Source organism: Bradyrhizobium sp. SZCCHNR1093 (assembly GCF_032381175.1).
Classification (GTDB): Bacteria; Pseudomonadota; Alphaproteobacteria; order Rhizobiales; family Xanthobacteraceae; genus Bradyrhizobium.
In genome coordinates this window covers 22,893-45,475 of the sequence record NZ_JAUHJJ010000021.1, presented here as the reverse complement: position 1 = coordinate 45,475, position 22,583 = coordinate 22,893, and the positions used below count along the sequence as shown (strand labels likewise).

Annotated in this window: 24 protein-coding genes and 1 tRNA gene; 9 read left to right on the top strand and 16 right to left on the bottom strand. The window is 64.1% G+C overall.

Annotated features, from left to right (window positions below; translation table 11 throughout):
• The first annotated feature begins 375 nt into the window (after nt 1–375).
• Nucleotides 376–1,011, top strand: coding sequence for a hypothetical protein (locus tag QX070_RS32710; protein WP_315741257.1), 636 nt, complete (start codon nt 376–378; stop codon nt 1,009–1,011).
• Between the two features lie 650 nt (nt 1,012–1,661).
• On the opposite strand, the gene QX070_RS32705 is transcribed toward QX070_RS32710, so the two are convergent.
• The 3 genes from QX070_RS32705 to QX070_RS32695 all read right to left on the bottom strand — a co-directional run bounded on the left by QX070_RS32705 (nt 1,662) and on the right by QX070_RS32695 (nt 4,537).
• Nucleotides 1,662–2,954 (bottom strand): TRAP transporter large permease, encoded by a 1,293-nt coding sequence (locus tag QX070_RS32705; RefSeq protein WP_315741256.1) that lies wholly within the window; start codon nt 2,952–2,954, stop codon nt 1,662–1,664.
• Nucleotides 2,945–3,490, bottom strand: coding sequence for a TRAP transporter small permease (locus tag QX070_RS32700; RefSeq protein WP_315741255.1), 546 nt, complete (start codon nt 3,488–3,490; stop codon nt 2,945–2,947). Before QX070_RS32700 ends, QX070_RS32705 begins: the two co-directional genes overlap by 10 nt.
• A gap of 75 nt (nt 3,491–3,565) precedes the next feature.
• Complete coding sequence (locus tag QX070_RS32695; protein ID WP_315741254.1) at nt 3,566–4,537, bottom strand: TRAP transporter substrate-binding protein; 972 nt, start codon at nt 4,535–4,537, stop codon at nt 3,566–3,568.
• Between the two features lie 466 nt (nt 4,538–5,003).
• Between QX070_RS32695 and QX070_RS32690 the strand changes: the two genes are divergently transcribed.
• The 7 genes from QX070_RS32690 (at nt 5,004) to ptsN (ending at nt 11,852) form a co-directional block, all read left to right on the top strand.
• Nucleotides 5,004–5,618, top strand: coding sequence for a ribonuclease D (locus QX070_RS32690; protein ID WP_315741253.1), 615 nt, complete (start codon nt 5,004–5,006; stop codon nt 5,616–5,618).
• 159 nt (nt 5,619–5,777) lie between these two features.
• Nucleotides 5,778–6,479 (top strand): LPS export ABC transporter periplasmic protein LptC, encoded by a 702-nt coding sequence (gene lptC / locus QX070_RS32685; protein WP_315716868.1) that lies wholly within the window; start codon nt 5,778–5,780, stop codon nt 6,477–6,479.
• A gap of 4 nt (nt 6,480–6,483) precedes the next feature.
• Complete coding sequence (locus QX070_RS32680; protein WP_315741252.1) at nt 6,484–7,170, top strand: LptA/OstA family protein; 687 nt, start codon at nt 6,484–6,486, stop codon at nt 7,168–7,170.
• 354 nt (nt 7,171–7,524) lie between these two features.
• Nucleotides 7,525–8,538 (top strand): LPS export ABC transporter ATP-binding protein, encoded by a 1,014-nt coding sequence (gene lptB / locus QX070_RS32675; RefSeq protein ID WP_315741251.1) that lies wholly within the window; start codon nt 7,525–7,527, stop codon nt 8,536–8,538.
• 212 nt (nt 8,539–8,750) lie between these two features.
• Entirely contained in the window at nt 8,751–10,388 is a 1,638-nt protein-coding gene (gene rpoN, locus QX070_RS32670; protein WP_315741250.1) for an RNA polymerase factor sigma-54, read from the top strand.
• Nucleotides 10,389–10,460: 72 nt separating this feature from the next.
• Nucleotides 10,461–11,063 (top strand): ribosome hibernation-promoting factor, HPF/YfiA family, encoded by a 603-nt coding sequence (gene hpf / locus QX070_RS32665; protein WP_315741249.1) that lies wholly within the window; start codon nt 10,461–10,463, stop codon nt 11,061–11,063.
• A gap of 327 nt (nt 11,064–11,390) precedes the next feature.
• Nucleotides 11,391–11,852 carry a PTS IIA-like nitrogen regulatory protein PtsN gene (gene ptsN / locus QX070_RS32660; RefSeq protein WP_315716874.1) on the top strand — a complete coding sequence of 154 codons (462 nt, stop codon included), beginning with the start codon at nt 11,391–11,393 and terminating at the stop codon, nt 11,850–11,852.
• On the opposite strand, the gene QX070_RS32655 is transcribed toward ptsN, so the two are convergent.
• The 10 genes from QX070_RS32655 to QX070_RS32610 all read right to left on the bottom strand — a co-directional run bounded on the left by QX070_RS32655 (nt 11,813) and on the right by QX070_RS32610 (nt 20,817).
• Nucleotides 11,813–12,811 carry a sulfotransferase domain-containing protein gene (locus QX070_RS32655; protein WP_315741248.1) on the bottom strand — a complete coding sequence of 333 codons (999 nt, stop codon included), beginning with the start codon at nt 12,809–12,811 and terminating at the stop codon, nt 11,813–11,815. The two genes, ptsN and QX070_RS32655, sit on opposite strands and share 40 nt — an antisense overlap.
• A 186-nt stretch (nt 12,812–12,997) precedes the next feature.
• On the bottom strand, nt 12,998–13,504 hold the full coding sequence (locus tag QX070_RS32650; protein WP_315741247.1) for a GNAT family N-acetyltransferase: 507 nt from the start codon (nt 13,502–13,504) through the stop codon (nt 12,998–13,000).
• A gap of 152 nt (nt 13,505–13,656) precedes the next feature.
• Complete coding sequence (locus tag QX070_RS32645) at nt 13,657–13,920, bottom strand: DUF1150 family protein (protein ID WP_009026315.1); 264 nt, start codon at nt 13,918–13,920, stop codon at nt 13,657–13,659.
• Between the two features lie 58 nt (nt 13,921–13,978).
• Nucleotides 13,979–14,404: an Hsp20 family protein gene (locus tag QX070_RS32640; protein WP_006613108.1), complete on the bottom strand. Its 426-nt coding sequence runs from the start codon at nt 14,402–14,404 to the stop codon at nt 13,979–13,981.
• Between the two features lie 134 nt (nt 14,405–14,538).
• On the bottom strand, nt 14,539–15,618 hold the full coding sequence (locus QX070_RS32635) for a sn-glycerol-3-phosphate import ATP-binding protein UgpC (RefSeq protein WP_315741246.1): 1,080 nt from the start codon (nt 15,616–15,618) through the stop codon (nt 14,539–14,541).
• Between the two features lie 110 nt (nt 15,619–15,728).
• Complete coding sequence (gene ugpE, locus QX070_RS32630; protein ID WP_315741245.1) at nt 15,729–16,577, bottom strand: sn-glycerol-3-phosphate ABC transporter permease UgpE; 849 nt, start codon at nt 16,575–16,577, stop codon at nt 15,729–15,731.
• Nucleotides 16,577–17,458: a sn-glycerol-3-phosphate ABC transporter permease UgpA gene (ugpA, locus tag QX070_RS32625; protein WP_315741244.1), complete on the bottom strand. Its 882-nt coding sequence runs from the start codon at nt 17,456–17,458 to the stop codon at nt 16,577–16,579. The genes ugpE and ugpA overlap by 1 nt, the downstream gene beginning before the upstream one ends.
• Before the next feature lie 49 nt (nt 17,459–17,507).
• Nucleotides 17,508–18,827, bottom strand: a complete 1,320-nt coding sequence (gene ugpB / locus QX070_RS32620) for a sn-glycerol-3-phosphate ABC transporter substrate-binding protein UgpB (protein ID WP_315741243.1) — start codon at nt 18,825–18,827, stop codon at nt 17,508–17,510.
• Between the two features lie 210 nt (nt 18,828–19,037).
• Nucleotides 19,038–20,240: a CaiB/BaiF CoA-transferase family protein gene (locus QX070_RS32615; RefSeq protein ID WP_315741242.1), complete on the bottom strand. Its 1,203-nt coding sequence runs from the start codon at nt 20,238–20,240 to the stop codon at nt 19,038–19,040.
• A gap of 151 nt (nt 20,241–20,391) precedes the next feature.
• A complete protein-coding gene (locus QX070_RS32610; RefSeq protein ID WP_315741241.1) occupies nt 20,392–20,817 on the bottom strand; it encodes an organic hydroperoxide resistance protein in 426 nt (141 codons plus the stop codon).
• Nucleotides 20,818–20,987: 170 nt separating this feature from the next.
• Between QX070_RS32610 and QX070_RS32605 the strand changes: the two genes are divergently transcribed.
• Nucleotides 20,988–21,449 (top strand): MarR family transcriptional regulator, encoded by a 462-nt coding sequence (locus QX070_RS32605; protein ID WP_315741240.1) that lies wholly within the window; start codon nt 20,988–20,990, stop codon nt 21,447–21,449.
• 7 nt (nt 21,450–21,456) lie between these two features.
• Here QX070_RS32605 and QX070_RS32600 read toward each other — a convergent pair whose 3' ends face one another.
• The 3 genes from QX070_RS32600 to QX070_RS32590 all read right to left on the bottom strand — a co-directional run bounded on the left by QX070_RS32600 (nt 21,457) and on the right by QX070_RS32590 (nt 22,517).
• A complete protein-coding gene (locus QX070_RS32600) occupies nt 21,457–21,708 on the bottom strand; it encodes a GIY-YIG nuclease family protein (protein WP_315741239.1) in 252 nt (83 codons plus the stop codon).
• A 247-nt stretch (nt 21,709–21,955) separates the two neighbouring features.
• Nucleotides 21,956–22,031, bottom strand: a tRNA-Ala gene (locus QX070_RS32595).
• 81 nt (nt 22,032–22,112) lie between these two features.
• Entirely contained in the window at nt 22,113–22,517 is a 405-nt protein-coding gene (locus QX070_RS32590; protein WP_315741238.1) for a TIGR02300 family protein, read from the bottom strand.
• Between the last annotated feature and the right edge of the window lie 66 nt (nt 22,518–22,583).

Here is a 22,583-nt window from a genome sequence, read left to right as displayed (position 1 = left end):
TCGCCGCTCTTGAACGGCCGATTCGTCATGCCCCCAAATCTTACCGTGAACACTGAGTTCTTGCCCAGCCTCGACGGCGCAACGTTTCAGCATGCGACATAATAACTCGACGGGCTGCCTCAAACAGGTAGTCCTCGAAACCATTATCGCAGCCGTCAAACGTCGGTCCCTCGGGGGGCTGCCGTGACAGAAATCTGGGTTGATTGCACAACAATCCTGGCGGGATGAAGCCGTAGCCGAAGTGTTTATCAATCGCCGCACCTGGCGGGGATCATGCTGCGCAGATATCATTGAAATGTTGTTGGAGTTCTGAAGTAGATCACATCTGGTGCAGGTGACGGTCCAGGCTTTGCTGCCGCACAGGGAGCGATAACAATGGCATCAGCGTACGGATACGGTAATCTAAAGAGATTCAGCGACGAGTGGGACGAATTACATAAGAATCCAAAGAGCGATGAAATTGAATGGATCAGCGCAAGTCGCGCCTTGCAGATGTTAAAGAGCCTCCAACTTTCGATCGCAACGCGGCGGATCTGTGAGCGAGCTAACCATGGACTTATCCGTGCTCGTGCTGAACGCCTTCAAATAAATGAGAAGCAGTTCGAGGATAGGGACATTCCCCGTGCGTTTTGGTGGGCTCACGGAGAGATCGCGCTAAAACAACAATGGGATTCCGGCGACTTTTCCACTTGGCTGGATAGCAAGATTCAGATCTTTGCGTACGGCGTGAAGTTTGATCGTGCCGCGATCGAGAAGATTTTGCCGGTGGAAGCCGTGAAGCCTGAAGTTGTTCCGCTCGTAGCTGGCGGTCGTCCACCGGCTGAGTGGTGGGATGACCTATGGGTCGAGATATGCCGACAGCTATACGAGGGCGACCTGAAACCAGAGAAGCAAGCTGACATCGAACAGGTCATGCTTACGTGGCTCACGGCCAAGGGCCACAATGCCAATGAAAGTACCGTGCGGCCGCGTGCCCGCAAGTTGTGGGCAGCCATAAAAGGCAAAAACTAGGTTTCTGGCCCTTTCTACTCTTACCTGCCCGACGTTAGGCCCGAACTTCCGCATGATGATCAGCACATTACTGGTGCGTTGCAGCGCCGACCGTAGCGGTTGACGCTCGCCTGCATCGGTTAGCGCTACTGGCCCCAATACGGGAGAGATCGGAAATGAGCTCGCGCGACAGGTTCGACAGCTTCAATAAGGTTGTTGTGGCCGTTGCCACCCTGATCACTGCTATCACTGGCGCCGCCAGCGTCGGCCACACCATAGGCTGGTGGTGATGCTCTAGATATCGCGAATTTGATCCAGCAAAGGCACGAATATCTATGATGATGAGTCGGTGTTTGCCGGGTCGACCTTCCAGAGCAGCCATAGGCTAAAGGTGACGAAATGTCTGGAGCAAGAAGCCGGCGCCCTTGATCGACTTAATCCCGTAGTGAATTTCTTACGCGACCCTTCCACTCATAACCGGTGTCGTCCCCGCGAACGCGGGGACCCATACCGCGTGATGTCTGAAATGGGCAGTCGGCACGTTCCGCGTGCCCCACTCCGTTCGGTGGTTATGGGTCCCGGATCTGCGCCCGCCGACGCGTTGCGTCGGCAGGCTTGTCCGGGACGACAGCGGAGCATGTGGCTGTCACGCCAACGACCGCCCAGTCCAGCTATCCCTTGTAGCCCATCAACAGGCGCGGCAGCCACAGTGAGAAGGCGGGGACGTAGGTCACGAACATCAGGGCGGCGATCAGCGCGGCGTAGAACGGCAGGATGGTGCGCATGACGGCGCCGACCGAGATGCCGCCGATGGCGCAGCCGACGAACTGGGTGGTTCCGACCGGCGGGGTGTTGAGGCCGAGCGCGCAGTTGATCAGCATCAGCATGCCGAACTGCACCGGATCCATGCCGGCCTTCATCGCGATCGGCAGGAAGATCGGGGTGCAGATCAGGATCGTCGCCGCCATGTCCATGAACGTGCCGAGCAGGAACAGGATGATGTTGATGAGCAGGAAGATCATCCAGGGCTGCGTCGAGACCTTGCTCATCAGATCGCCGGCGAAATCGGCGACCTCGTAGAGTCCCATCAGGTACTGGAACATCGTGGACACGCCGATCAGCAGCAGCACCACGCCGGTGGTCTTGACGGCCTTGGCGGCAGCCCGCAGGAAGTTCTGCAGGGTCATGGTGCGGTAGATGAAGAACGTCAGCAGGATCGTGTAGGTGACGGCGACGGCCGCGGACTCGGTGGCCGTGAACACGCCGGACAGGATGCCCGCCAGGATGATGCCGACGATCAAGAGGCCGGGCAGCGCCGCCGCGAACGAGCGGAACACCTCCGCCCAGCCGGGAAACTTGCCCGCGGGATAGCCGCGCTTCACGGCGACCGCGTAGGCGGCGACCAGCATGCAGACCATCAGCACGAGCGCCGGAAGAAGACCGGCGGCGATCAGCGCGCCGATCGACACCTTGCCGCCGGCGGCGAGCGCATAGATGATCATGTTGTGGCTGGTCGGCATCAGGGCGCCGACCAGCGAGGCGTGGGTGGTGACGTTGACGGCGTAGTCGGTGTCGAACCCTTCCTTCTTCATCATCGGGATCATCACCGCGCCCATCGCCGACACGTCGGCCACGGGAGAGCCGGAGACCCCGCCGAACAGCGTGCAGGCGACGACGTTCGACATGCCGAGCCCGCCGCGGATGTGACCGACGAGATTCTTGGCGAGCTGCACGATCTTGTCGGCGACGCCGCCATGCAGCATCAGCTCGCCGCTGAAGACGAAGAACGGGATGGCGAGGAACGAGAAGATGTTCATCCCCGACATCATCTGCTGGAAGATGACGGCAACCGGCAGGCCTTCATAGAGGATGGTGCAGATCGCCGAAAGGCCGATCGCAAACGCAACGGGAACGCCGAGGACCAGGAAGCCGAAGAAGGTGACGCCGAGAATGATCAGTTCCATGACGGGACGACCTCTTCGCCGCGCAAGAGAGCCATGATGTGCTCGATGGAAAACATGACGATCAGGATTCCCGAAGCGATCAGCGGCACGTAGCGGACGACTTCGGGCAGGCCGAGATTGGCGATCTTCACGGTGCCCACGGAGGCGCCGAGGATCCAGCCGTTGTAGGCCATCGCGACGCCGAACATCGCGACCAGCACGTGGATGACGAGCTCGATCTTTTCCCGCATATGATCCGGCAGCATCACGAGGAGGCTGTCCATGCCGATATGGCCGGCGTCGCGAACGCCGACGGCGGCGCCGATCAGCGTGACATAGAGGATCAGGACCAGCGCCAGATTCTCTGTCCAGGTCGGGCTGGAGTTGAGAACGTAGCGTCCGAACACCTGGTAGAAGACGATGGTGACGATGACGAGCAGGCCGGCGACGGACAGATACATGCCGACGCGCGCGATGACGGCGTTGATCCGCGAGAGCAGGCCGGTCGACGGACGTCCCTCCTGCTGCTCGTGGTCTCCAACATGAGGATCTGTCATTCCCGGCCCTCCCTGGCCTGAGTCCGGTGCCGCCGCACGGCGACGCCGGACCCGGTCCCTATTTTTATGTGGTTCTTACTTGGTGTCTTGGATGCGCTTGACGAGGCTCGAGAGCTTCTCGTCGCCGGCGAACTTCTGGTACACCGGCTTCATCGCGTCGACGAATTCCTGCTTGTTGGCGATCGTCACGACCTGGACGCCGGCGGCCTCGACGGCCTTGCGGGAGGTCTGCTCGCGCTCGTCCCAGAGCTTGCGCATGACCGGCACGGAGTCCTTGGCCGCCTTGCGGATCATCGCCTGATCCTCCTTGCTCAAGGTGTCCCAGACCTTCTTGGACATCACGAGGACTTCGGGCGCCAGCGAGTGCTCGGTGACGTTGTAGAACTTGGCGGCCTCGAAGTGACGCGAGGACTCGTAGGACGGCCAGTTGTTCTCGGCGGCGTCGACGAGGCCGGTCTTGAGCGCGGTGTAGACCTCGCCATAGGGCATCGGGGTCGGGTTGGCGCCGAGGCTCTGGATCATGCCGACCCAGAGGTCGGACTGCTGGACGCGAATCTTCAGGCCCTTGAGATCGGCGAGCGACTTCACCGGCGCCTTGACCGTGTAGATCGAGCGCGCGCCGCTGTCGTAATAGGCCAGGCCGACCAGGCCGGCGGGCTCCATGGCGGCCAGGATCTCATCGCCGATCGGCCCGTCCAGGACATTGCGCATATGCTGCGTGTCGCGGAACACGAAGGGCAGGCACAGCGCGACGGTCTCCGGCACGAAATTGTTGAGCGGCGACGAGTTGATCCGCATCATGTCGAGCGCGCCGATCTTGAGCTGCTCGATCGTGTCCTTCTCGGAGCCGAGGGCGCCGTTCGGAAACACCTTGACGCCAAGCTTGCCGCCGCTCGCGGTTGCGAGCTGCTTGCCCATGAACTTGACGGCTTCGACGGTCGGATAATCGGCGGGGTGCACATCGGCGGAGCGGAAATCGCGCGCGGTCGCCAAAGGCGACGAGACCGCCAGCACAGCGGCCGCAATGATACCTGTAAGTGCCTTCATCTTGGCTTCCTCCTCAATTGATTATGTCGTTGTTGTTGGGCAGATGCTGCAGGCCGCCTTGGGTCGCTGCACTCCAGATGCGAAGTCATGCGACAATATCACGCGTACGGCCAGTGGCATTTTCTGTCCAAGCCAAAGGCGGCATCGATCAATGCAAGAGTTGCATCGATCGATTGGGTGCGATCTGGCGCGATGCAACCAGCGGGTCGACCGCCTCAATGACGAAGGCGCCGCCTCGAACGGCCGCGGAGACATTGCCGGCGCCACCTCAGATGCGATCACCTGGCCCTGTCCGGCCCTTGCGCCCGGGCGGCGGGGCTGGCATTCCCACGGCTGATCTCCGGACCGGCCCGGCGGGTTTGCCGGTTGGTTACCAGCGCCGGGCTACAGCCGGTTCCCGAGCGCTTCCCGCGGCGTTGCTCCGGCCCGTCGCGTCCGATTTCGATTCGACGAGGTTTTGAGAGCCATGACCGTACGCCTGCACCGCGGCGACCTGCCCGATCTTTCCCGCTACACCACCTCGGTGGCGATCGACACCGAGACCATGGGGCTCAATCCGCACCGCGACCGGCTGTGCGTGGTGCAGCTGTCGCCCGGCGACGGCTCGGCCGACGTGGTGCAGATCCCCAAGGGGCACACCGATGCGCCGAACCTGAAGGCGCTGCTCGGCAACCCGGACATCACCAAAATCTTCCACTTCGCGCGCTTCGACGTCGCGGCGCTGTTTCACGCGTTCGGGGTGATGCCGCAGCCGGTCTATTGCACCAAGATCGCCTCGCGGCTGGCGCGCACCTATACCGACCGCCATGGTCTCAAGGACCTCGTGCGCGAGCTGCTCAATGTCGATCTCTCCAAGCAGCAGCAGTCGAGCGACTGGGGCGCCGAGCAGCTCAGCGAGCCGCAGCTCGCTTATGCTGCCTCCGACGTGCTGCATCTGCATGCGCTGCGCGAAAAGCTCGACGGGATGCTGGCGCGCGAAGGGCGGCTGGCGTTGGCGCAGGCCTGCTTCGCGTTCCTGCCGCACCGGGCGACGCTCGATCTGGGCGGATTCGAGGCTGAGGACATCTTCGCGCATTCCTGAGGGGGGCGAATCGCAGCCGCGTTCACGATCATTAATGTCTCGTAATGATCGCGAGGCCCCTGCGTCGCGATTTAGCGCCAGTTCCAGGCTGCAATGGTGGGGCCCCCCATGGTAGGATGGGTGCTGTTTCGCGCGCATCCCGTGTCCGTCGGAGCCCTGGTGAACTCGGTCCACAACCCCGCCTATGATCCCACCCTGCAGGCGCGCTTCGCGGTCGCGGCGCGCCACAGCCGCTTCGTGCGCGTGCTGCGGGTCGCGGTGCCGGCGGCGGTGGGACTGGCGATGGCGGTCGTGATCGGCATCGCGCTGTTCAATCCGTTCCACATGGAGATCAACACCCCGAATCTCACCGGCAACCTCGTCATCTCCGGCCGCAAGATCACGATGGAGACGCCGCATCTGACCGGCTTCACCCCGGACCAGCGGCCGTATGATCTCGTCGCCCGGAGCGCGGTGCAGGACCTCACCGATCCCGATCACGTCGAGCTCAACATCCTCCGCGCCAAGGTGCTGATGGAGGATCAGTCGACGGTGACCTTGAAGGCGAATACCGGCGTGTTCGACACCAAGCAGCAGCAGCTAGAGCTGACGAAGGACATCCTGCTGACGACGTCGACGGGCTACGAGGCGCGTCTGAGCCGCGCCTCGGTCGACATGGCCAAGGGCACCGTGAGCTCGGACGAGCGCGTCGACGTCAAGCTCACCAACGGTACGCTTTCTGCCGACCGCCTGCGCATCACCGACAATGGCGAGGTCATCCGCTTCGAGGGCAATGTGATGATGAACCTCGACAACATGAATGCCGCTCCGGCCACGACGGCGAGCGCCGATCCCGGCCGTCCGGCCCGCAACGTGAAGTGAGCTCATGACGACGTGTCGTTTCATTCCCGTAGCGATTCGCGGCGCCGGCTTCGCCGCGCTGGCGTTGCTCGCGCTTGCCGACTCATCGCAGGCGCAGAGCGCGACCACCGGTGTTCCGAACGCGCTGCAGGGATTTTCCCAGAACCGCGACCAGCCGATCCAGATCGAGGCCGCTGCGCTCGAGATGCGCGACAAGAAGAAGGAGGCGACCTTCACCGGCAACGTCAAGGTCGTGCAGGGCGATACCACCATGACCTCGAAGTCGCTGGTGGTGTTCTACGACGGCGGCGCCCAGCAGGGCGGCGCCAAGGCGACCAAGGCGACGCCGGCTGCGACGCCAGGGCCGGATGGCAGCTCGGCGATTCGCCGTCTCGAGGCGCGCGGCGACGTCAAGGTGACGCAGAAGGACCAGGTCGTGACCGGCGAGACCGCGGTCTACGACACCAAGACCAACATGATCTCGATGCAGGGCGGCGTGGTGCTGACCCAGTGCAAGAACGTGATGCGCGGCGACCGGCTGACGGTCGACATGACGACCGGCGTGTCGCGGGTCGAGTCGGACAGCGGGCGCGGGGTGCAGGTGCTGCTGCCGCAGGCGGGCGCGGGCGCGGGCGGCGGCTGCGGCCCGTCGACGGCCTCGGCGCCGGGCGGCGCCGGGCCGCTGCAGCTCGGTCCAGGCAAATCGAAGTGACTTCAATTATTTAGCAAAACACCGGCGGCCCAGTTGAACCGCGCCGCTGCTGCCTCTATCTAGCGAGCGGGCGGTTCTGTCGCAGGACCGATGCAACGGGAGGCCGTGGAACCCGTTGCGTGGCTGCGAAAGAGTGATGCCGGACACGATTGCGATCTTGCGATCGGTCGCCTGCGTGGGGCGACCGCGACTTCGCCGTCAGACGACGAACTCCGGAGCGCGGCCTCCCGCGCTTTGGCCGGCCTCGCGCTCCCTGTGATCCGCGAGAGGTGAGATGCGTTCGCTCGCGGTGGGCGGGCGAGCCAGCGCTGCGGTCGATGACGGGCAGCCTCGAAGGGCGTAAGCGAAGCGGGGATGGTGGATCTACTCGGCATGTTTCGTGGGCGTCCCGCCAAGCGCGGCCAGCGAGGCTCCTCGCGCCGGCGCGACGACATCACGGCCATGGACGATCCGTTCGGCAATTCCTACAGCGATGATCCGCTCGCCGCGCTCGCCGACTCCGTGCGCGATGAAACGGTGCCACGCATCAATCCGCGCTCGCCGCAGAACACCGAGCAGATCCAGCGCAAGCGGCCGGCCTCGCAGCCGATGCCAGCCAAGCCGCGCAACAATGGCGCGGGGGGCGGTCCGCAACTGCTGCGCCGGCCGGGCTTCCTCGCCGTGCACTCGATCGAGAAGAGCTTTGGCAGCCGCCAGGTCGTGCGCGGCGTGTCGATCTATGTCCGCCGCGGCGAGGCCGTCGGCCTGCTCGGGCCGAACGGCGCCGGCAAGACCACCGTGTTCTACATGATCACCGGCCTGATCAAGGCCGATCGCGGCGCCATCGAGCTCGATGGCCATGACGTCACGCGGCTGCCGATGTATCAGCGCGCGCGGCTCGGCATCGGCTACCTGCCGCAGGAGGCCTCGATCTTCCGCGGCCTCACCGTCGAGCAGAACATCCGCGCCGTGCTCGAAGTGGTCGAGCCGTCGCGCAAGAAGCGCGAGCGCGAGCTCGACGCGCTGCTGGAAGAATTCACCATCACGCGGCTGCGCAAGTCGCCGTCGATCGCGCTGTCCGGCGGCGAGCGCCGCCGCGTCGAGATCGCGCGCGCGCTGGCGACGCGCCCGAACTACATGCTGCTCGACGAGCCGTTCGCCGGCATCGATCCGATCGCGGTCGGCGACATTCAGCAGCTGGTGCGCCATCTCACCAACCGCGGCATCGGCGTGCTCATCACCGACCACAACGTCCGCGAGACGCTCGGCCTCACCGACCGCGCCTACATCGTCTATGCTGGGCAGATTCTCACCGAAGGCAGCCCGGAGGAGATCGTCGCCGATCCCGACGTGCGCCGGCTGTATCTCGGTGAGGAATTCCGGCTGTAGGATTGCCGACGCGGTGCTTGTCGGCTTTTGTCGTCTGCGCGACATCAGGCGGAAACGCTACGATTGACGTTGTTTCCAGCAGGTTCGCGATGGCCGGTAACCTCGTCTTCTCCGCGCGCCATACTCCGTTTTTCTTATTCGTCAAGCCGTGTACATCGTGCGCGGATTAGGATAAGCAAGAATTGGACCAGTAAGGGAATGTTCTTGCTCCCATGGCGTTGACGCAGAGATTAGAATTCCGCCAGTCGCAGTCGCTGGTGATGACGCCGCAGCTGATGCAGGCGATCAAGCTGCTGCAACTGTCCAATCTCGACCTCTCCACGTTCGTCGAAGAGGAGCTGGAGCGCAATCCGCTGCTGGAGCGCGCGAGCGACGGTCCGGAAGCGCCGGTCGCCGGCGAGCAGCAGATGTCCGAGCGCGCCGAGTTCTCGGAAGGCAGCGAAGCCAACGGCGACGATTTCGGCGAGGGCGCGAGCGGCGGCGGCGAGAGCTTCGAGGGCGCCCAGGAAGACTGGATGAGCCGCGATCTCGGCACCCGTACGGAGATCGAACAGACGCTCGACACCGGGCTCGACAACGTGTTCTCCGAGGAGCCGGCTGAGGCCGCCGCGCGCACCGCGCAGGACGCAGCGCCGACCACTTACACCGAATGGGGTGGCGGCGCCTCCGGTGACGAGGACTACAATCTCGAAGCCTTTGTCGCGGCCGAGACCACGCTGTCGGATCATCTCGCCGAGCAGGCGGCGGTGGCCTTCACCGCGCCGGCGGACCGCATGATCGGCCAGTACCTGATCGATCTCGTCGACGAGGCCGGCTATCTGCCGGCCGACCTCGGCCAGGCCGCCGACCGCCTCGGCGCCGAGCAGGCCGACGTCGATGCCGTGCTCGGCGTGCTGCAGACCTTCGATCCGCCGGGCATCTGCGCGCGCAACTTGAGCGAATGTCTCGCGATCCAGCTGCGCGAGCTCGACCGCTATGACCCGGCGATGCAGGCGCTGGTCGAGCATCTCGATCTGCTGGCGAAGCGCGACTTCGTTGCCCTTCGCAAGTTGTGCGCCGTCGACGACGAGGACCTCGTCGACATGATCGGCGAGATCCGCAGGCTCGATCCGAAGCCGGGGCTGAAGTTCGGCACCACGCGCACGCAGACCATGGTGCCCGACGTCTACGTCCGTCCCGGTCCCGACGGCGGCTGGCTGGTCGAGCTCAACAGCGACACGCTGCCGCGCGTCCTCGTGAATCAGGTCTATTACTCCGAGCTGTCGAAGACGATCCGAAAGGACGGCGACAAGTCCTACTTCACCGACTGCCTGCAGAACGCGACGTGGCTGGTGCGCGCGCTCGATCAGCGCGCCCGCACGATCCTGAAAGTGGCGACCGAGATCGTGCGCCAGCAGGACGGCTTCTTCACCCATGGTGTCGCGCATCTGCGTCCGCTCAACTTGAAGGCCGTTGCGGATGCGATCCAGATGCACGAATCGACCGTGTCGCGCGTTACCGCCAACAAATACATGGCGACCAATCGCGGCACGTTCGAGCTGAAATATTTCTTCACCGCCTCGATCGCATCGGCCGATGGCGGCGAGGCGCATTCGGCAGAGGCCGTGCGTCACCACATCAAGCAACTGATCGATGCGGAAGATCCCTCCGCAATTCTCTCCGATGATACGATCGTCGAGAAGCTGCGCGCCGCGGGCATCGACATCGCCCGCCGCACGGTCGCGAAATACCGGGAGGCGATGCGGATCCCGTCCTCGGTGCAGCGCCGCCGCGATAAGCAGAGCATGCTGGCGCATGCCCTCTCGGCCCCCGCCAGCGCCGACCGCACCCGGGATACCGCGTCAGTTTGACCGCTGCGCAAGATTGCGCCTTCACCAAATAGGCTTAGTGTCATACTTGGTTCACATGAATCGAGGCGGCACATGACCCTGCGGATTTCCGGAAAGAGCATCAGCGTCAGCGAAGCGCTGCGTGGGCGCGTCAGCGAGCGCACCGACGAGGTCTTGCGAAAATACTTCGACGGCAACTATTCCGGCCATGTCACGCTCTCCAAGGACGGTTTCGGGTTCAAGACCGATTGCGCGCTGCACCTCGATTCGGGCATCACGCTCGAGGCCGAATCGAACGCGCCGGACGCCTATGCCAGCGCCGACCAGGCGCTCTTGATGATCGAGAAGCGCCTACGCCGCTACAAGAGCCGGCTGAAGGACCGCTCGGGGCGCAAATCCCATGCCGCCAATGCAGCGCTCGCCAATCTCGACGGCGCGGTGCTGGATGCGCCGAGCTACGTGATCGAGGCGCCGGCCGAGGGCGACGAGGAGATCACCGGCTACAGCCCGGTGATCATCGCCGAGAACACCACGGCGTTGAAGCGCCTGTCGGTGTCCGAAGCCGTGATGGAGCTCGATCTTTCGGGGGCACCCTGCATGGTGTTTCAGCACGGCTCCAGCGGCCGGGTGAACATCATCTACCGCCGCGCCGACGGAAATATCGGCTGGGTCGATCCGCCGGCGGTGAAGCCGTAGTCCCGCGGATGCGTTCCAGGGATCTTCCGGCGGCGCGAAAACCGGTTCCCGATCAGGCGGTTGGCCGACCGGTTGCGACGTCACGCCACGGCAATGAACAGATGCGATCAAGCGGTTGGGGCGCTGGCGCCTTCAGGCCGCCACGCTCCGGCGATCTTTAAGGATAGGCTGCGGGAACACGCTTGCGGGTGTTGGCACGGCCGTTGCGTTGGGGTAGAAGCCCCACCCATCGGACACGGGTTAAGCCCGCCTGCCGCCTCAGCTTCTTGACGCCGGTCTGTCCCGACCTATTCGCACCCTGACGGTTCAATCACCTCGGAACGCCCTATGCCGATTACCGATCTGGTCGCACCCGAGGCGATCGTGCCGGCTTTGAAGGTCATCAGTAAGAAGCAGGCGCTGCAGGAGCTGGCAGCGCGCGCGGCTGCGCTGACCGGGCAGAATGAGCGCAACGTGTTCGAAGTCCTGCTGCAGCGGGAGAAGCTCGGAACCACGGCCGTCGGCTACGGCGTCGCGATTCCCCACGGCAAGCTGCCGAAGCTGGAGAAGCTGTTCGGCCTGTTCGCCCGGCTGGAGCGGCCGATCGATTTCGAAGCCATGGACGGCCAGCCGGTCGATCTCGTGTTCCTGCTGCTGGCGCCGGAAGGCGCCGGTGCCGACCATCTGAAGGCCCTGGCGCGGATCGCCCGCCTGCTCCGCGACCAGGATGTCGCCAAGAAGCTCCGCGCCTCGCGCGACGCCCAGGCGATCTATTCGGTGCTGGCGCTGCCGCCCGCTTCCGCGGCCTGACGTCGTATCGCGCCGCCCCGCAAGGACCGAGAAAGCCTGCTGGCGAACCTCCGCGCGGCCCCGAGCCCGTTCGTCCGAGCGCACGTGGGCAACGGCGTCGGCTCGTAGCCGAACTCGACGACGAGCTCCTGGAATGCCTCGCTGCGGAGCAGGTCGAAATGATGCGGCATCATTCGCTCCTTGTAGATGCCGACCTTCCGGCCGCGTCCCGACGACGTCAGGCCGCGGCCGAGCACATCGAGCTCCGCGGCCGTCTTGCGCGGAAGTCCCAGGTAGTCGCAGATGCGGTTAAGGACAGGAAACGACGACCGCGCCACATCGTCGATCGCGAGCTCTGAATAGAGCTCTTCGAACTTCACGGTCAGGCAGGCTGGCGAGTCCAGCCAGCTCATGAACTTCTTGATGCCCGATCGGGGCAAAGAGAGGAGGGTCGATGTGATTCGGGAGGCGTCATCGGAGTGAGCGGCCGATCCGGCCGACCGCAGATAGGCGTTCCACTTCCGCATCTTCGGATAGGCCGCCGAGTGGTAGACGAAGTCGACCCAGCTCACGACGATGTCGCGGGGGTCGCGGACGATGAACAGCATCTTGTGTTCTGGTCTGCCCAGGAGGTATTGCTCAAGATACGGACAATACTCGGTGTGCGAGGCGCAGGAGTAGCCGGAGCGCAGGGCCGACGCCCAGAGCGGGGCCGGAAGCGCGCGTCCGTAGTCGAGCGAACCGTCGGGATTCAGCTTGCTGATCGATGACGTGTAGGTGTGATAGCCGACATCGACATGACCGCCCAGCGCTCTGACGAGTTCGACCAGCAGGTACGTCCCCGCTTTCGGCACGCTGTTGCAGATGACGTAGTAAGGGCTCGGCCCCGGCGGAGGACTGCCAAGAAAGACGTGCCGGTTGGGTAGGGTCCCGAGTGCAAGTTCTCGAAAGACGCCTGCATCAAGCCGTGATCCATGCATTTGCCATCCCTACACATGCTCGTCACACAGCGGACTAGCGCGTGCCGCAACAGGGACAACTTAAGGATTGGACACCTTCGCCTTAAACCGGGTCGGATTGTATCTGGTTGTCAAATCGACCGTTACGGACATCGACGGAAACAAATTTCTCAAAAGCACTTCGGCCGCCGCTTCGTCCTTCCCCGGCTATCGCAATGATCTCGCCATGTAGCGCACCGTTTTGGCGCCGCCATGGATGCTGGCCGCCGCCAGCGGCGCGAAGCCGAGCGCAGCATGAAACGCGTCCGACTGCGGATTGGGCGGATCCAGATTGACCTCGCAGACGATGCGGTCGTGGTCCGCCGCGGTCGCCTCCCGAATCAGCTCCTCATAGAGCTGCCGCGCCAGGCCCCGGCCGCGGGCGGCCGGCGCCACCACGATGCGGTCGACATAGATGAACCGATCGTAGCGCGCGCGAAACCAGCGGTGATTGGGATTATCGTAGACGGCGGCGTGGTCGAGCGCGATCATCAGCGCATCGGCCCCGCCAATCCGCCAGGCCCGCCATGCCCGATCGAGCAGCTGCACGAGCGTTTCGGGCGTGAGCCACGACAGCTCGGAGGCATGCGCGTTGTTAAGCGCGAGCAGTGCGTCCGCGAGCGCAGGATCTGCGCGCAAACCGGCCGCGCTCATGGGTGTTGTCAGCAAGGTCATGTGCGGCGATCGTTCCGGGCAGCCCAGCAGAAAAAAGGGCCGTCCCCGTTTCCGGGGACCGCCCTCGTGTCAGTCCGTGAGCCGCGTGCTCCTCATGAGCATCGAGTCTCACGAGAAGCGGTCGCTGCAAGCGCTGCGGCTCGGCCTTTGCGTCAGTGGACGCTCACGGCCTGGAGTTCGTGGCTCCACGCATTCGCAATCGCTGCTTCGCGGCTGTCGGTAAGCATGATCGGCGTGCCGTCGGCGGCATGCAAGGCGAACAGCTTCAGTCCCGGCGCGATGTGCGGCGCCTGCGGAAACAGTCCCGGCACGTCTTCAGAGCGGATCTGCTTCACATAAGCGATGTGGCCCTCGCCCAGGGTTGCCAGTGACTCCAGGGAGACGGGGGATTCCGACGCGACATTACCTTCAGTCATGGTCTCGACTCCTTCTGAGACTCAAGCGGTCGAGTCCGCTACTCGTTCCATCAAACCATTATTCGTGTTCATTGATAGCGATTGTCTTAACGATCCGCTCAGGCTCCGGCCTGGCCAGATCGACCGACAACAACCCGTTCTTCAGGTCCGCACCGAGCACATGCATTCCCTCCGCCAGCACGAAGGTGCGCTGGAAGTGGCGCGCGGCGATGCCGCGATGAATGTATTGCCTGGTCTTGTCGTCCTGCTGCCGGCCGCGGATGACGAGCTGGTTTTCCTCAATGGTGACATCGAGTTGGTCGCGGGTAAAACCCGCCACCGCCAGCGTGATCCGCAGACGCTCGGGCTGGCCATTGGTGCGCTCGAACCGCTCGATATTGTAGGGCGGATAACCGTCGGCACCTTTGACGACGCGGTCGAGCACGCGCTCGATCTCGTCGAAGCCCAGCAGGAACGGACTGGAGAGCGAAGGAACACGAGACATGGTTTACAAAGTCCTCTCGAAGCGACTTTGATGTATCAGGGCCCTGACGGCACCCCTTGAGCAGCAATATGGGCACGATCCGGGGCGCGTTCAAGCACCCCGAATGCGCCGGAACGGCCAGCCTGTGGAAGGGTTTAAACGGACAGCCGCTGCCGGCCGTCGGCCGAGAACAGATGCAGCTTGGCCCGCGGCGCCACGGCGCGAATCCGCGCGCCGATCTCCGGCGCGGCGGTGCCCGGCAGCCGCACGATGATGTCGTTGGCGGTCGCGGTGAGCCGGTCATCGCTGCCCATATCCTGGCGCGCGCCATAGACATAGGTCTCGGCGCCGACATGCTCGATCGCCTCGACGCGGAGGTCGAGCCCGACCCCGCCCGCCGGAACGGTGTCGCCGAGCTGGAAATCCTCAGGCCGGATGCCGAGCTGGCCCGCCTCTGCGGGAACCGCGTCGGCGCCGTGCAACTGGGCGCGCACGCCATCGGTCGGCATCAGGTTCATCGGCGGTGCGCCGATGAAGGACGCGACGAAGGTGGTCGCGGGCTTCTGATAGATGTCGAGCGGATTGCCGATCTGCTCGACCTTGCCGCCGTTCATCACCACCAGGACGTCGGCGAGCGTCATGGCCTCGAGCTGGTCGTGGGTGACGTAGATCGCGGTCGTGTTGAGCCGGCGCTGCAATTTGCGGATCTCGACCCGCATCGCGATGCGCAGCTTGGCGTCGAGGTTGGACAGCGGCTCGTCGAACAGGAACACCTTGGGTTGGCGCACGATGGCGCGGCCCATCGCCACGCGCTGGCGCTGGCCCCCGGACAGCTGCCGCGGCTTCCGCTCGAGCATGGAGCCGAGCTCGAGAATGCGCGCGGCGTCCTCGACGCGCGTCCTGATCTCCTTCTCCGCCATGCCGCGATTGCGCAGGCCGTAGGCCATGTTGTTATAGACGGTCATGTGCGGATAGAGCGCATAGTTCTGGAACACCATCGCGATGTCGCGATCGGCAGGCTCGATGGCATTGACGATGCGGCCGCCGATGTCGATCTCGCCCGACGTGATCGTCTCGAGCCCCGCGACCATCCGCAGCAAGGTGGATTTGCCGCAGCCCGACGGCCCGACCAGCACGCAGAACTGACCATCGCCGACATCGACATCGACGCCTTTGATGGCTTCGAAGCCGCCGGGATAGACCTTGCGGACGTTGCGGAGTGTGACGTTGGCCATGGGTTACCTAGCGAATAGCGAATGGGGAGTGGCGAACAGGGAAGGGGACGAAGCGAGCCGTTGCGCGAACATCCCTGTTCGCCACTCGCCATTCGCTATTCGCCCCCTCGTCACTTTTCCGTCTCCACCAGCCCCTTGACGAACAGGCGCTGCATGACGACGACGACGAACACCGGCGGCAGCATCGCGAGCACGGCGGTCGCCATGACGACCGGCCACTCCGTCAGCGCGTCGGTCGTCGTGATCATCTTGCGGATGCCGATCTGGATGGTCTGCATGTCGTCGCGCGTGGTGATCAGCAGCGGCCAGAGATATTGATTCCAGCCGAGGATGAACAGGATCACGAACAGCGCCGCCATGTTGGTGCGCGACAGCGGCAGCAGGGTGTCCCAGAAGAAGCGGAGCGGCCCGGCGCCGTCGATGCGGGATGCCTCCAGGAGCTCATCCGGCACGGTCATGAAGAACTGGCGGAACAGCAGCGTGGCGGTGGCCGAGGCGATCAGGGGCAGCGCCAGCCCCGCATAGCTGTCGAGCATGTGCAGGTCGGCGACGATCTTGTAGGTCGGATAGATGCGCACCTCGACCGGCAGCATGAGGGTGATAAAGATCAGCCAGAAGATCGCCATGCGGAACGGGAAGCGGAAGTAGACGACCGCATAGGCCGAGATGATCGAGATCGCGATCTTGCCGACGGCGATCAGCAGCGCCATGACCAGCGAGTTCAGCAGCATGGTCGCCACCGGCTCGCGGGTCGAGCCGCTCGTGCCGACGAAGATGGTCTGATAGTAGGTCGACAGGAAGTGCCCGCCCGGCAGCAGCGACATCTGCCCGTTGGCGATGACCGCATTGTCCTGCGTCGAGGCGACGAACGCGAGATACACCGGGAACGCCACGATCGCGATTCCGATCCACAGGATGGCGTGCGCGACGTAGCGTCGAATGCCTTCTTGCTCGACCATCAGTAGGTCACCTTGCGCTCGACGAAGCGGAACTGGATCGCCGTCAGCACGATGACGATGACCATCAGAACGACGGATTGTGCGGCCGACGAGCCGAGATTGCCGCCGAGCAGGCCGTCCGTGTAGACCTTGTAGACCAGCGTCTCGGTGGACTTGCCCGGGCCGCCACGGGTCATCGTGTCGATGATGCCGAACGTCTCGAAGAAGGCGTAGACGATGTTGATGACCAGCAGGAAAAAGATGGTCGGCGACAGCAGCGGGAAGGTCACGGTCCAGAACCGCCGCATCGGCCGCGCGCCGTCGATCGCGGCGGCCTCGAGCACGCTGCGGGGGATGCTCTGCAGCCCGGCGAGGAAGAACAGGAAGTTGTAGGAGATCTGCTTCCAGGCGGCCGCGAGGATGATCTGCAGCGCCGCCTGGTCGCCGTCGAGCAGCGGATTCCAGTCGATGCCCATCGCGCGCAGATAGCGCGAGATCACGCCGAGCGACGGGTGCAGCATGAAGATCCAGAGCACGCCCACCACCGGCGGCGCGACGGCATAGGGCCAGATCAGCAGCGTCCGGTACAGCGTGACGCCGCGCAGCGGCTTGTCCGCCATGACCGCGAGCAGCAGCGCGACCGAGAGCGACGAGAGCGCGATGGCGAAGGAGAAGCCGAAGGTGCGGAGAATGGCTTGAAAATAGTCCGGCTGACTGAGCAGGTCGGCGTAGTTCTCGAACCAGACGAAGCTCGTGGACAGGCCGAACGCGTCCTGCAGCAGGAACGACTGGATGACGGCCTGGATCGCGGGCCAATAGAAGAAAATCAGCACGATCGCGAGCTGGGGAGCGACCAGCACGAACGGCAGCAGTTTTGATTGGAAGATGGCGTTCTTCTGCATGGTCGGTCGGCGAGCCGGCAGGCCGCGGGTGGCCTGCCGGCTCTTGGCCTCACTTCACGGCCGTCTTTTCGAACTGGCGCAGCATCTGGTTGCCGCGCTCGACCGCGGCGTCCAGCGCCTGCTTGGCGGTCTTCTTGCCGGCCAGAGCCTGCTCGATCTCCTCCGACCAGACGTCACGCAGTTGCACCATGTTGCCAAGACGCAGGCCGCGGGAATTCTCCGTCGGCTCCTTGTTGGTCAATTCGAGCAGCGGCGTCTCCAGGTAGGGCTGATCCTTGTAGAAGCCCTCGGCCTTGGCCTTCGCGTAGGCAGCCTTGGTGATCGGCAGATAGCCCGAGGCCTTGTGGATATAGACCTGACGATCGGTGTCCGAGAGGAAGGTCAGGAACTTCGCCACGCCCTTGTATTCGTCCGCGCTCTTGCCGCCCATCACCCAGAGCGAGGCGCCGCCGATGATCGAGTTCTGCGGTGCGCCCTTGGCGTCGGGATAATAGGGCATCGGCGCAGCGGTGAAGGCGAACTTGGCCTGCGCCTTGACGTTGCCGAAGAACGCCGACGAGGTCAGGTAGATCGGGCATTCGCCCGAGGTGAAGCGGCCCTCGCCGGTGTTGGTGCGGCCGGCATAGTCGTAGGTCTTGTCCTTCTGCAGCTCGACCAGGTTTTCGAGATGCTTCACCTGCAGCGGACCGTTGAATTCCAGCACGGTGTCGAAGCCGTCGAGACCGTTCGCCTTGCTGGCGAGCGGCACGTTGTGCCAGGCGGAGAGCTGCTCGAGATTGACCCAGGTGACCCACGAGCCGGAGAAGCCGCAGGTCGGATGGCCGGCCGCCTTCAGCTTCTTGGCGGTCTCGAACAGCTCGGGCCAGGTCTTCGGGATCTCGGCGTTGACCTTCTTCAGCTCGTCGAGATTGACCCACATGACCGTGGAGGACGAGTTGAAGGGGAACGACAGCATCTCGCCCTTGGAGGTCGAGTAGTAGCCGGTGATGGCCGGCAGGTAGCTCTTGGGATCGAACTTCTCGCTGGCGTCCTGCATCAGCTTGTAGACCGGCTTCACGGCGCCGGTGGCGGCCATCATCGTGGCGGTGCCGACCTCGAACACCTGCATGATATGCGGCGCATTGCCGGCGCGGAAGGCGGCAATGCCGGCATTCATCGTGTCGGCGTAGTTGCCCTTGTAGGTCGGAACGACCTTGTAGTCGGTCTGCGAGGCGTTGAAATCGTTGGCGAGCTTGACGATGACGTCGTTGTTGGCGCCGGTCATCGCGTGCCACCACTGAATCTCCGTCACCGCATGCGCGGGTGCGGCGGCGCCAAGGACCAGCGTGGCTGCCGCCGCGGCGGCGGTCCAGAATTGTCGAAGTGACATTAAAAAATACCTCCCATGGAACGTCATCGGCGTCGCGGCCGTAGCAGCGCGAGATGACAGTTTTGTGAATGTATAACCGGTTGGATCGTCAGCGGAAAGCGCGTTCGTCGCGGCTTCGCGGCGGAATGCCGCGACTTGCGCGAGACGGCGCGGCGCCGGGGCGATGCCCCAGGCGACGCTAGCGTGGGGAGACGACAGGCTGATGGCGCTTCAGCGCTTGCGCTCGGCGCACACCGTGCCCTGGGACAGCAGGGCCTGGATCTCGTGCTCCGAATAGCCGAACTCGCTGAGCACCTCCTGCGCATGCTGGCTGAACTTCGGCGGCGTGGAGCGCAGGGTCGGCTTGGTGCGTTCGAGCCGGATCGGCGACGCGACGCCCTTGTACCAGTCCTTTTCGATGACATCGCCGCGGTAGATCGTGTGCGGATTGGTCAGCGCCTGGTCGATCTTCTGCACGGGTCCCGCCGGCAGGCCGGCCGCGAGCAGCCGGTCGCACAGCGGCTCCGCCTCGAATTGGCTGAAGACGGCGGCGAGCTCGGCGCGCAGCGCCTCGCGATTGGCGACGCGATCCTTGTTGCGGGCGAAGCGCGGATCGGTGCCGAGCTCCGGCCGGCCGATTTCCTTGGCGAGCTTGCGGAAGGTGCCGTCATTGCCGACGCCGATGAAGATATCGTCCGTCTTGGTTGGGAAGATCGCGTAGGGAACGAGGTTCGGATGCTCGTTGCCGGTCAGCGACGGCGGCTTGCCGTGCATGAAGTAGTTTGCGGTATGCGGATGCATGATCGCGAGGCCGGTCTCATACAGCGTGACCTCGAGGAACTGGCCGAGCCCAGAGCGCTGCCGTTCCGACAGCGCCATCAGGATGCCGATCGCGGCATAGAGTCCGGTGGTGATGTCGACCAGCGGCACGCCGATCCGCATCGGTCCGCTCTGCGAGGAGCCGGTCGCGGCGATCATGCCGGTCATCGCCTGGATGATCGCGTCATAGCCGGGATTGCCGCCGCGCGGACCGTCGGCGCCGAAGCCGCAGATGCGGCAGTGCACCAGCTTCGGGAATGTCTCGCGCAGCGTGTCGCTGCCGATGCCCCACTTCTCCAAGGTGCCGGGCTTGAAGTTCTCGATCAGCACGTCGGCGGTCTCGAGCATCCGCATCAGCACGACGCGGCCACCCTCGGAAGCGAGATCGAGGCCGATCGAACGCTTGTTGCGGTTGATCCCGACGAAATAGGCAGCGTCTTCGTCGTGGAAGGGAGGGCCCCAGTCGCGGACCTCGTCGCCGGCCGGCGGTTCGACCTTGATCACGTCGGCGCCGTGATCGGCCAGGATCTGTGTGCAGTAGGGCCCGCCGAGCACGCGCGTCAGATCGATCACGCGCAGTCCGGCCATGGCGCCGGGAGCAAATTGGGGTGTCATCGGATGTCGCGAGGTTGGTTTCAGCTCGCGGCCATTAAGCATTGCTACGGCGCTGGTGCAAACGCGGCTCGCCGAATGGCGCCGTCGCGAAAACGCGAGGCCTGCCCTGCGGCGGACGCGGGAAAACGCTGCCGCAGGGCGGAATTCAGCCTCAGACGACGGTCAGCTTGACATCGACATTTCCGCGCGTGGCGTTGGAATAGGGGCACACCTCGTGCGCCTTGGCGACCAGAGCCTCGGCGTCGGCCTTGGCGAGGCCGGGCAGCGACACCGCGAGCTCGACGGTGATGCCGAAGCCGCCTTCTGAACGCGGGCCGATGCCGACGGTCGAGGTCACCGACGTGTCGGCGGGAACCTTCGGGCCGCCCTGCGAGCCGACAAACTTCATCGCGCCGATGAAGCAGGCCGCATAGCCGGCCGCGAACAACTGCTCCGGATTGTTGCCGGCGCCACCGCCGCCGCCGAGCTCCTTCGGGGTGGAGAGCTTGACCTTGAGCGAGCCGTCGAGGGTCGCGGCTTCGCCGTCGCGGCCGCCGGTCGCCTTGGCGCTGGTCTTGTAGAGCACGTTCACGGACATGGGGTGTCTCCCGGTTGGATGGACGAATTCAGTGGCGTCATATTGCACACAATTGAATTGTGAACAATATAATTGTTCGGTAGAAAATTCGTGATCGGGGCGCCGGGCCCGTTGTCGACCCGAGGCGTGCGGGCTCAAGATGCCGATAGGATCGACCTGTGGTGACCTCGATGCGAAAGAAGTCCGCGGCAGACCTGCCGCTCCAGCTCGGCAACCAGCTCTGCTTCGCAGTCTATTCGACCGCCCATGCCTTCAACCGGGTCTACAAGCCTTTGCTCGACCGTCTCGGCCTCACCTATCCGCAATATCTGGTGATGCTGGTGCTGTGGGAGCGCGACGGCCTGTCGGTGAAGGAGATCGGCGAGCGGCTATTCCTGGATTCCGGCACGCTGACGCCGCTGCTGAAGCGGATGGAGGCGCTGCATTTCATCAGGCGGACACGATCGGCCGAGGACGAGCGTCAGGTGATCGTCACCCTCACCGCCCAGGGCGCGGGACTACGCGACAAGGCAAGGTCGATCGTGCCGCCCGCGATCCTGGATGCGACGGGCTGCTCGCTCGCGGAACTGGCCGACCTGCACGGCAAGCTGGTGCGCCTGCGGGAGCATTTGAATGCGGCGGTGGAGGGGTGAGGAGCGGTCAGACTGGACCGAGCAGGCGCTTCTTTGAGAATGCCCGCCCAGAATGCGATTTCAGGTAGGTCTCGAACGCCAACGCGCGATGCTTGTCCGGAAAGGCGCAATACCAGACCAGCATCCACGGCATGAACTTGGACGTGTGAACTGACCGGCCAGCGTTGTGATCCTTCAGGCGCTGTCTGATGTCCGCTGTCGCGCCGACATATTCCTGCTCGGGGAAGGCGAGGCTGCGGATGATGTAGACGTACCACATGCGAAGGCACTCGCCGCGAAGGATTGCGGGCCGGCATTCTGCAATCGGGAAGGGAGTTTGTCATCCCGGCTGCCTGCGTACGAAATCAGGTCGTAAACCGTAGGCAGGCGTGACTCGAGAAAACACCAGCTGGAGAAGATGACGGGCCTCTCAAAGCCCGGCTTCGCCAAGGGGCTTCGCCGGGCACCACGCTTCGCCCTTCGGGCTCCGTCGTGGCTGCGCCACGCGTAGCCCGAAGGGCGAAGCGTGGTGGAGCCAGGCGGGATCGAACCGCCGACCTCTTGCATGCCATGCAAGCGCTCTCCCAGCTGAGCTATGGCCCCTGAACCGAACCGGCGGTCTGGGTGACCGCCGGGGAGCACCGTGAACCACAGTTCGCGGCTGATCTCAAGTGTCTTCGACGATTATTCTTCGTCGCCGCCGACATCGCCGATGATGTCGGTCACGTCCTCGTCGCCTTCTTCCTCGTCGGCGATGAAGGTGGAATCATCATCCTCGTCGTCGTCGAGGGTCTCGTCGATCTCGATGTCGTCCTCGGTCTCCGGCACGACGGCCTTGACCTTGCCGGTGTTCTCCTCGGCATCGGCCTCCTCGAGCGACACCAACTCCTCGGCCTCGGCGGGCTCGACCACGTCGGCCGCCGCAGCGGCACGCGCAGCCTCGCCGCGCATCGCGCGGGTCGGAGCCACCGGCGCGATCGGCACGACCTCGCCGGTGTAGGGCGAGATCACCGGGTTCTTGTTGAGGTCATAGAACTTTTTGCCCGTCGTCGGGCAAATGCGTTTGGTTCCGAGCTCGGATTTGGCCACGTGCAGGCGTCCTGGCAATGTCTGAAAAGCGGTGTCTCACTTGGCTAGTTGCCGCGCCGCTGTCAA

Excerpts from the sequence above, each read along its gene's own strand:
- QX070_RS32710 (WP_315741257.1), top strand. The coding sequence starts at position 376 with ATGGCATCAGCGTACGGATACGGTAATCTAAAGAGATTCAGCGACGAG.
- QX070_RS32705 (WP_315741256.1), bottom strand. The coding sequence starts at position 2,954 with ATGGAACTGATCATTCTCGGCGTCACCTTCTTCGGCTTCCTGGTCCTC.
- QX070_RS32700 (WP_315741255.1), bottom strand. The coding sequence starts at position 3,490 with ATGACAGATCCTCATGTTGGAGACCACGAGCAGCAGGAGGGACGTCCG.
- QX070_RS32695 (WP_315741254.1), bottom strand. The coding sequence starts at position 4,537 with ATGAAGGCACTTACAGGTATCATTGCGGCCGCTGTGCTGGCGGTCTCG.
- QX070_RS32690 (WP_315741253.1), top strand. The coding sequence starts at position 5,004 with ATGACCGTACGCCTGCACCGCGGCGACCTGCCCGATCTTTCCCGCTAC.
- QX070_RS32680 (WP_315741252.1), top strand. The coding sequence starts at position 6,484 with ATGACGACGTGTCGTTTCATTCCCGTAGCGATTCGCGGCGCCGGCTTC.
- lptB (WP_315741251.1), top strand. The coding sequence starts at position 7,525 with ATGGTGGATCTACTCGGCATGTTTCGTGGGCGTCCCGCCAAGCGCGGC.
- rpoN (WP_315741250.1), top strand. The coding sequence starts at position 8,751 with ATGGCGTTGACGCAGAGATTAGAATTCCGCCAGTCGCAGTCGCTGGTG.
- hpf (WP_315741249.1), top strand. The coding sequence starts at position 10,461 with ATGACCCTGCGGATTTCCGGAAAGAGCATCAGCGTCAGCGAAGCGCTG.
- ptsN (WP_315716874.1), top strand. The coding sequence starts at position 11,391 with ATGCCGATTACCGATCTGGTCGCACCCGAGGCGATCGTGCCGGCTTTG.
- QX070_RS32655 (WP_315741248.1), bottom strand. The coding sequence starts at position 12,811 with ATGCATGGATCACGGCTTGATGCAGGCGTCTTTCGAGAACTTGCACTC.
- QX070_RS32650 (WP_315741247.1), bottom strand. The coding sequence starts at position 13,504 with ATGACCTTGCTGACAACACCCATGAGCGCGGCCGGTTTGCGCGCAGAT.
- QX070_RS32645 (WP_009026315.1), bottom strand. The coding sequence starts at position 13,920 with ATGACTGAAGGTAATGTCGCGTCGGAATCCCCCGTCTCCCTGGAGTCA.
- QX070_RS32640 (WP_006613108.1), bottom strand. The coding sequence starts at position 14,404 with ATGTCTCGTGTTCCTTCGCTCTCCAGTCCGTTCCTGCTGGGCTTCGAC.
- QX070_RS32635 (WP_315741246.1), bottom strand. The coding sequence starts at position 15,618 with ATGGCCAACGTCACACTCCGCAACGTCCGCAAGGTCTATCCCGGCGGC.
- ugpE (WP_315741245.1), bottom strand. The coding sequence starts at position 16,577 with ATGGTCGAGCAAGAAGGCATTCGACGCTACGTCGCGCACGCCATCCTG.
- ugpA (WP_315741244.1), bottom strand. The coding sequence starts at position 17,458 with ATGCAGAAGAACGCCATCTTCCAATCAAAACTGCTGCCGTTCGTGCTG.
- ugpB (WP_315741243.1), bottom strand. The coding sequence starts at position 18,827 with ATGTCACTTCGACAATTCTGGACCGCCGCCGCGGCGGCAGCCACGCTG.
- QX070_RS32615 (WP_315741242.1), bottom strand. The coding sequence starts at position 20,240 with ATGACACCCCAATTTGCTCCCGGCGCCATGGCCGGACTGCGCGTGATC.
- QX070_RS32610 (WP_315741241.1), bottom strand. The coding sequence starts at position 20,817 with ATGTCCGTGAACGTGCTCTACAAGACCAGCGCCAAGGCGACCGGCGGC.
- QX070_RS32605 (WP_315741240.1), top strand. The coding sequence starts at position 20,988 with ATGCGAAAGAAGTCCGCGGCAGACCTGCCGCTCCAGCTCGGCAACCAG.
- QX070_RS32600 (WP_315741239.1), bottom strand. The coding sequence starts at position 21,708 with ATGTGGTACGTCTACATCATCCGCAGCCTCGCCTTCCCCGAGCAGGAA.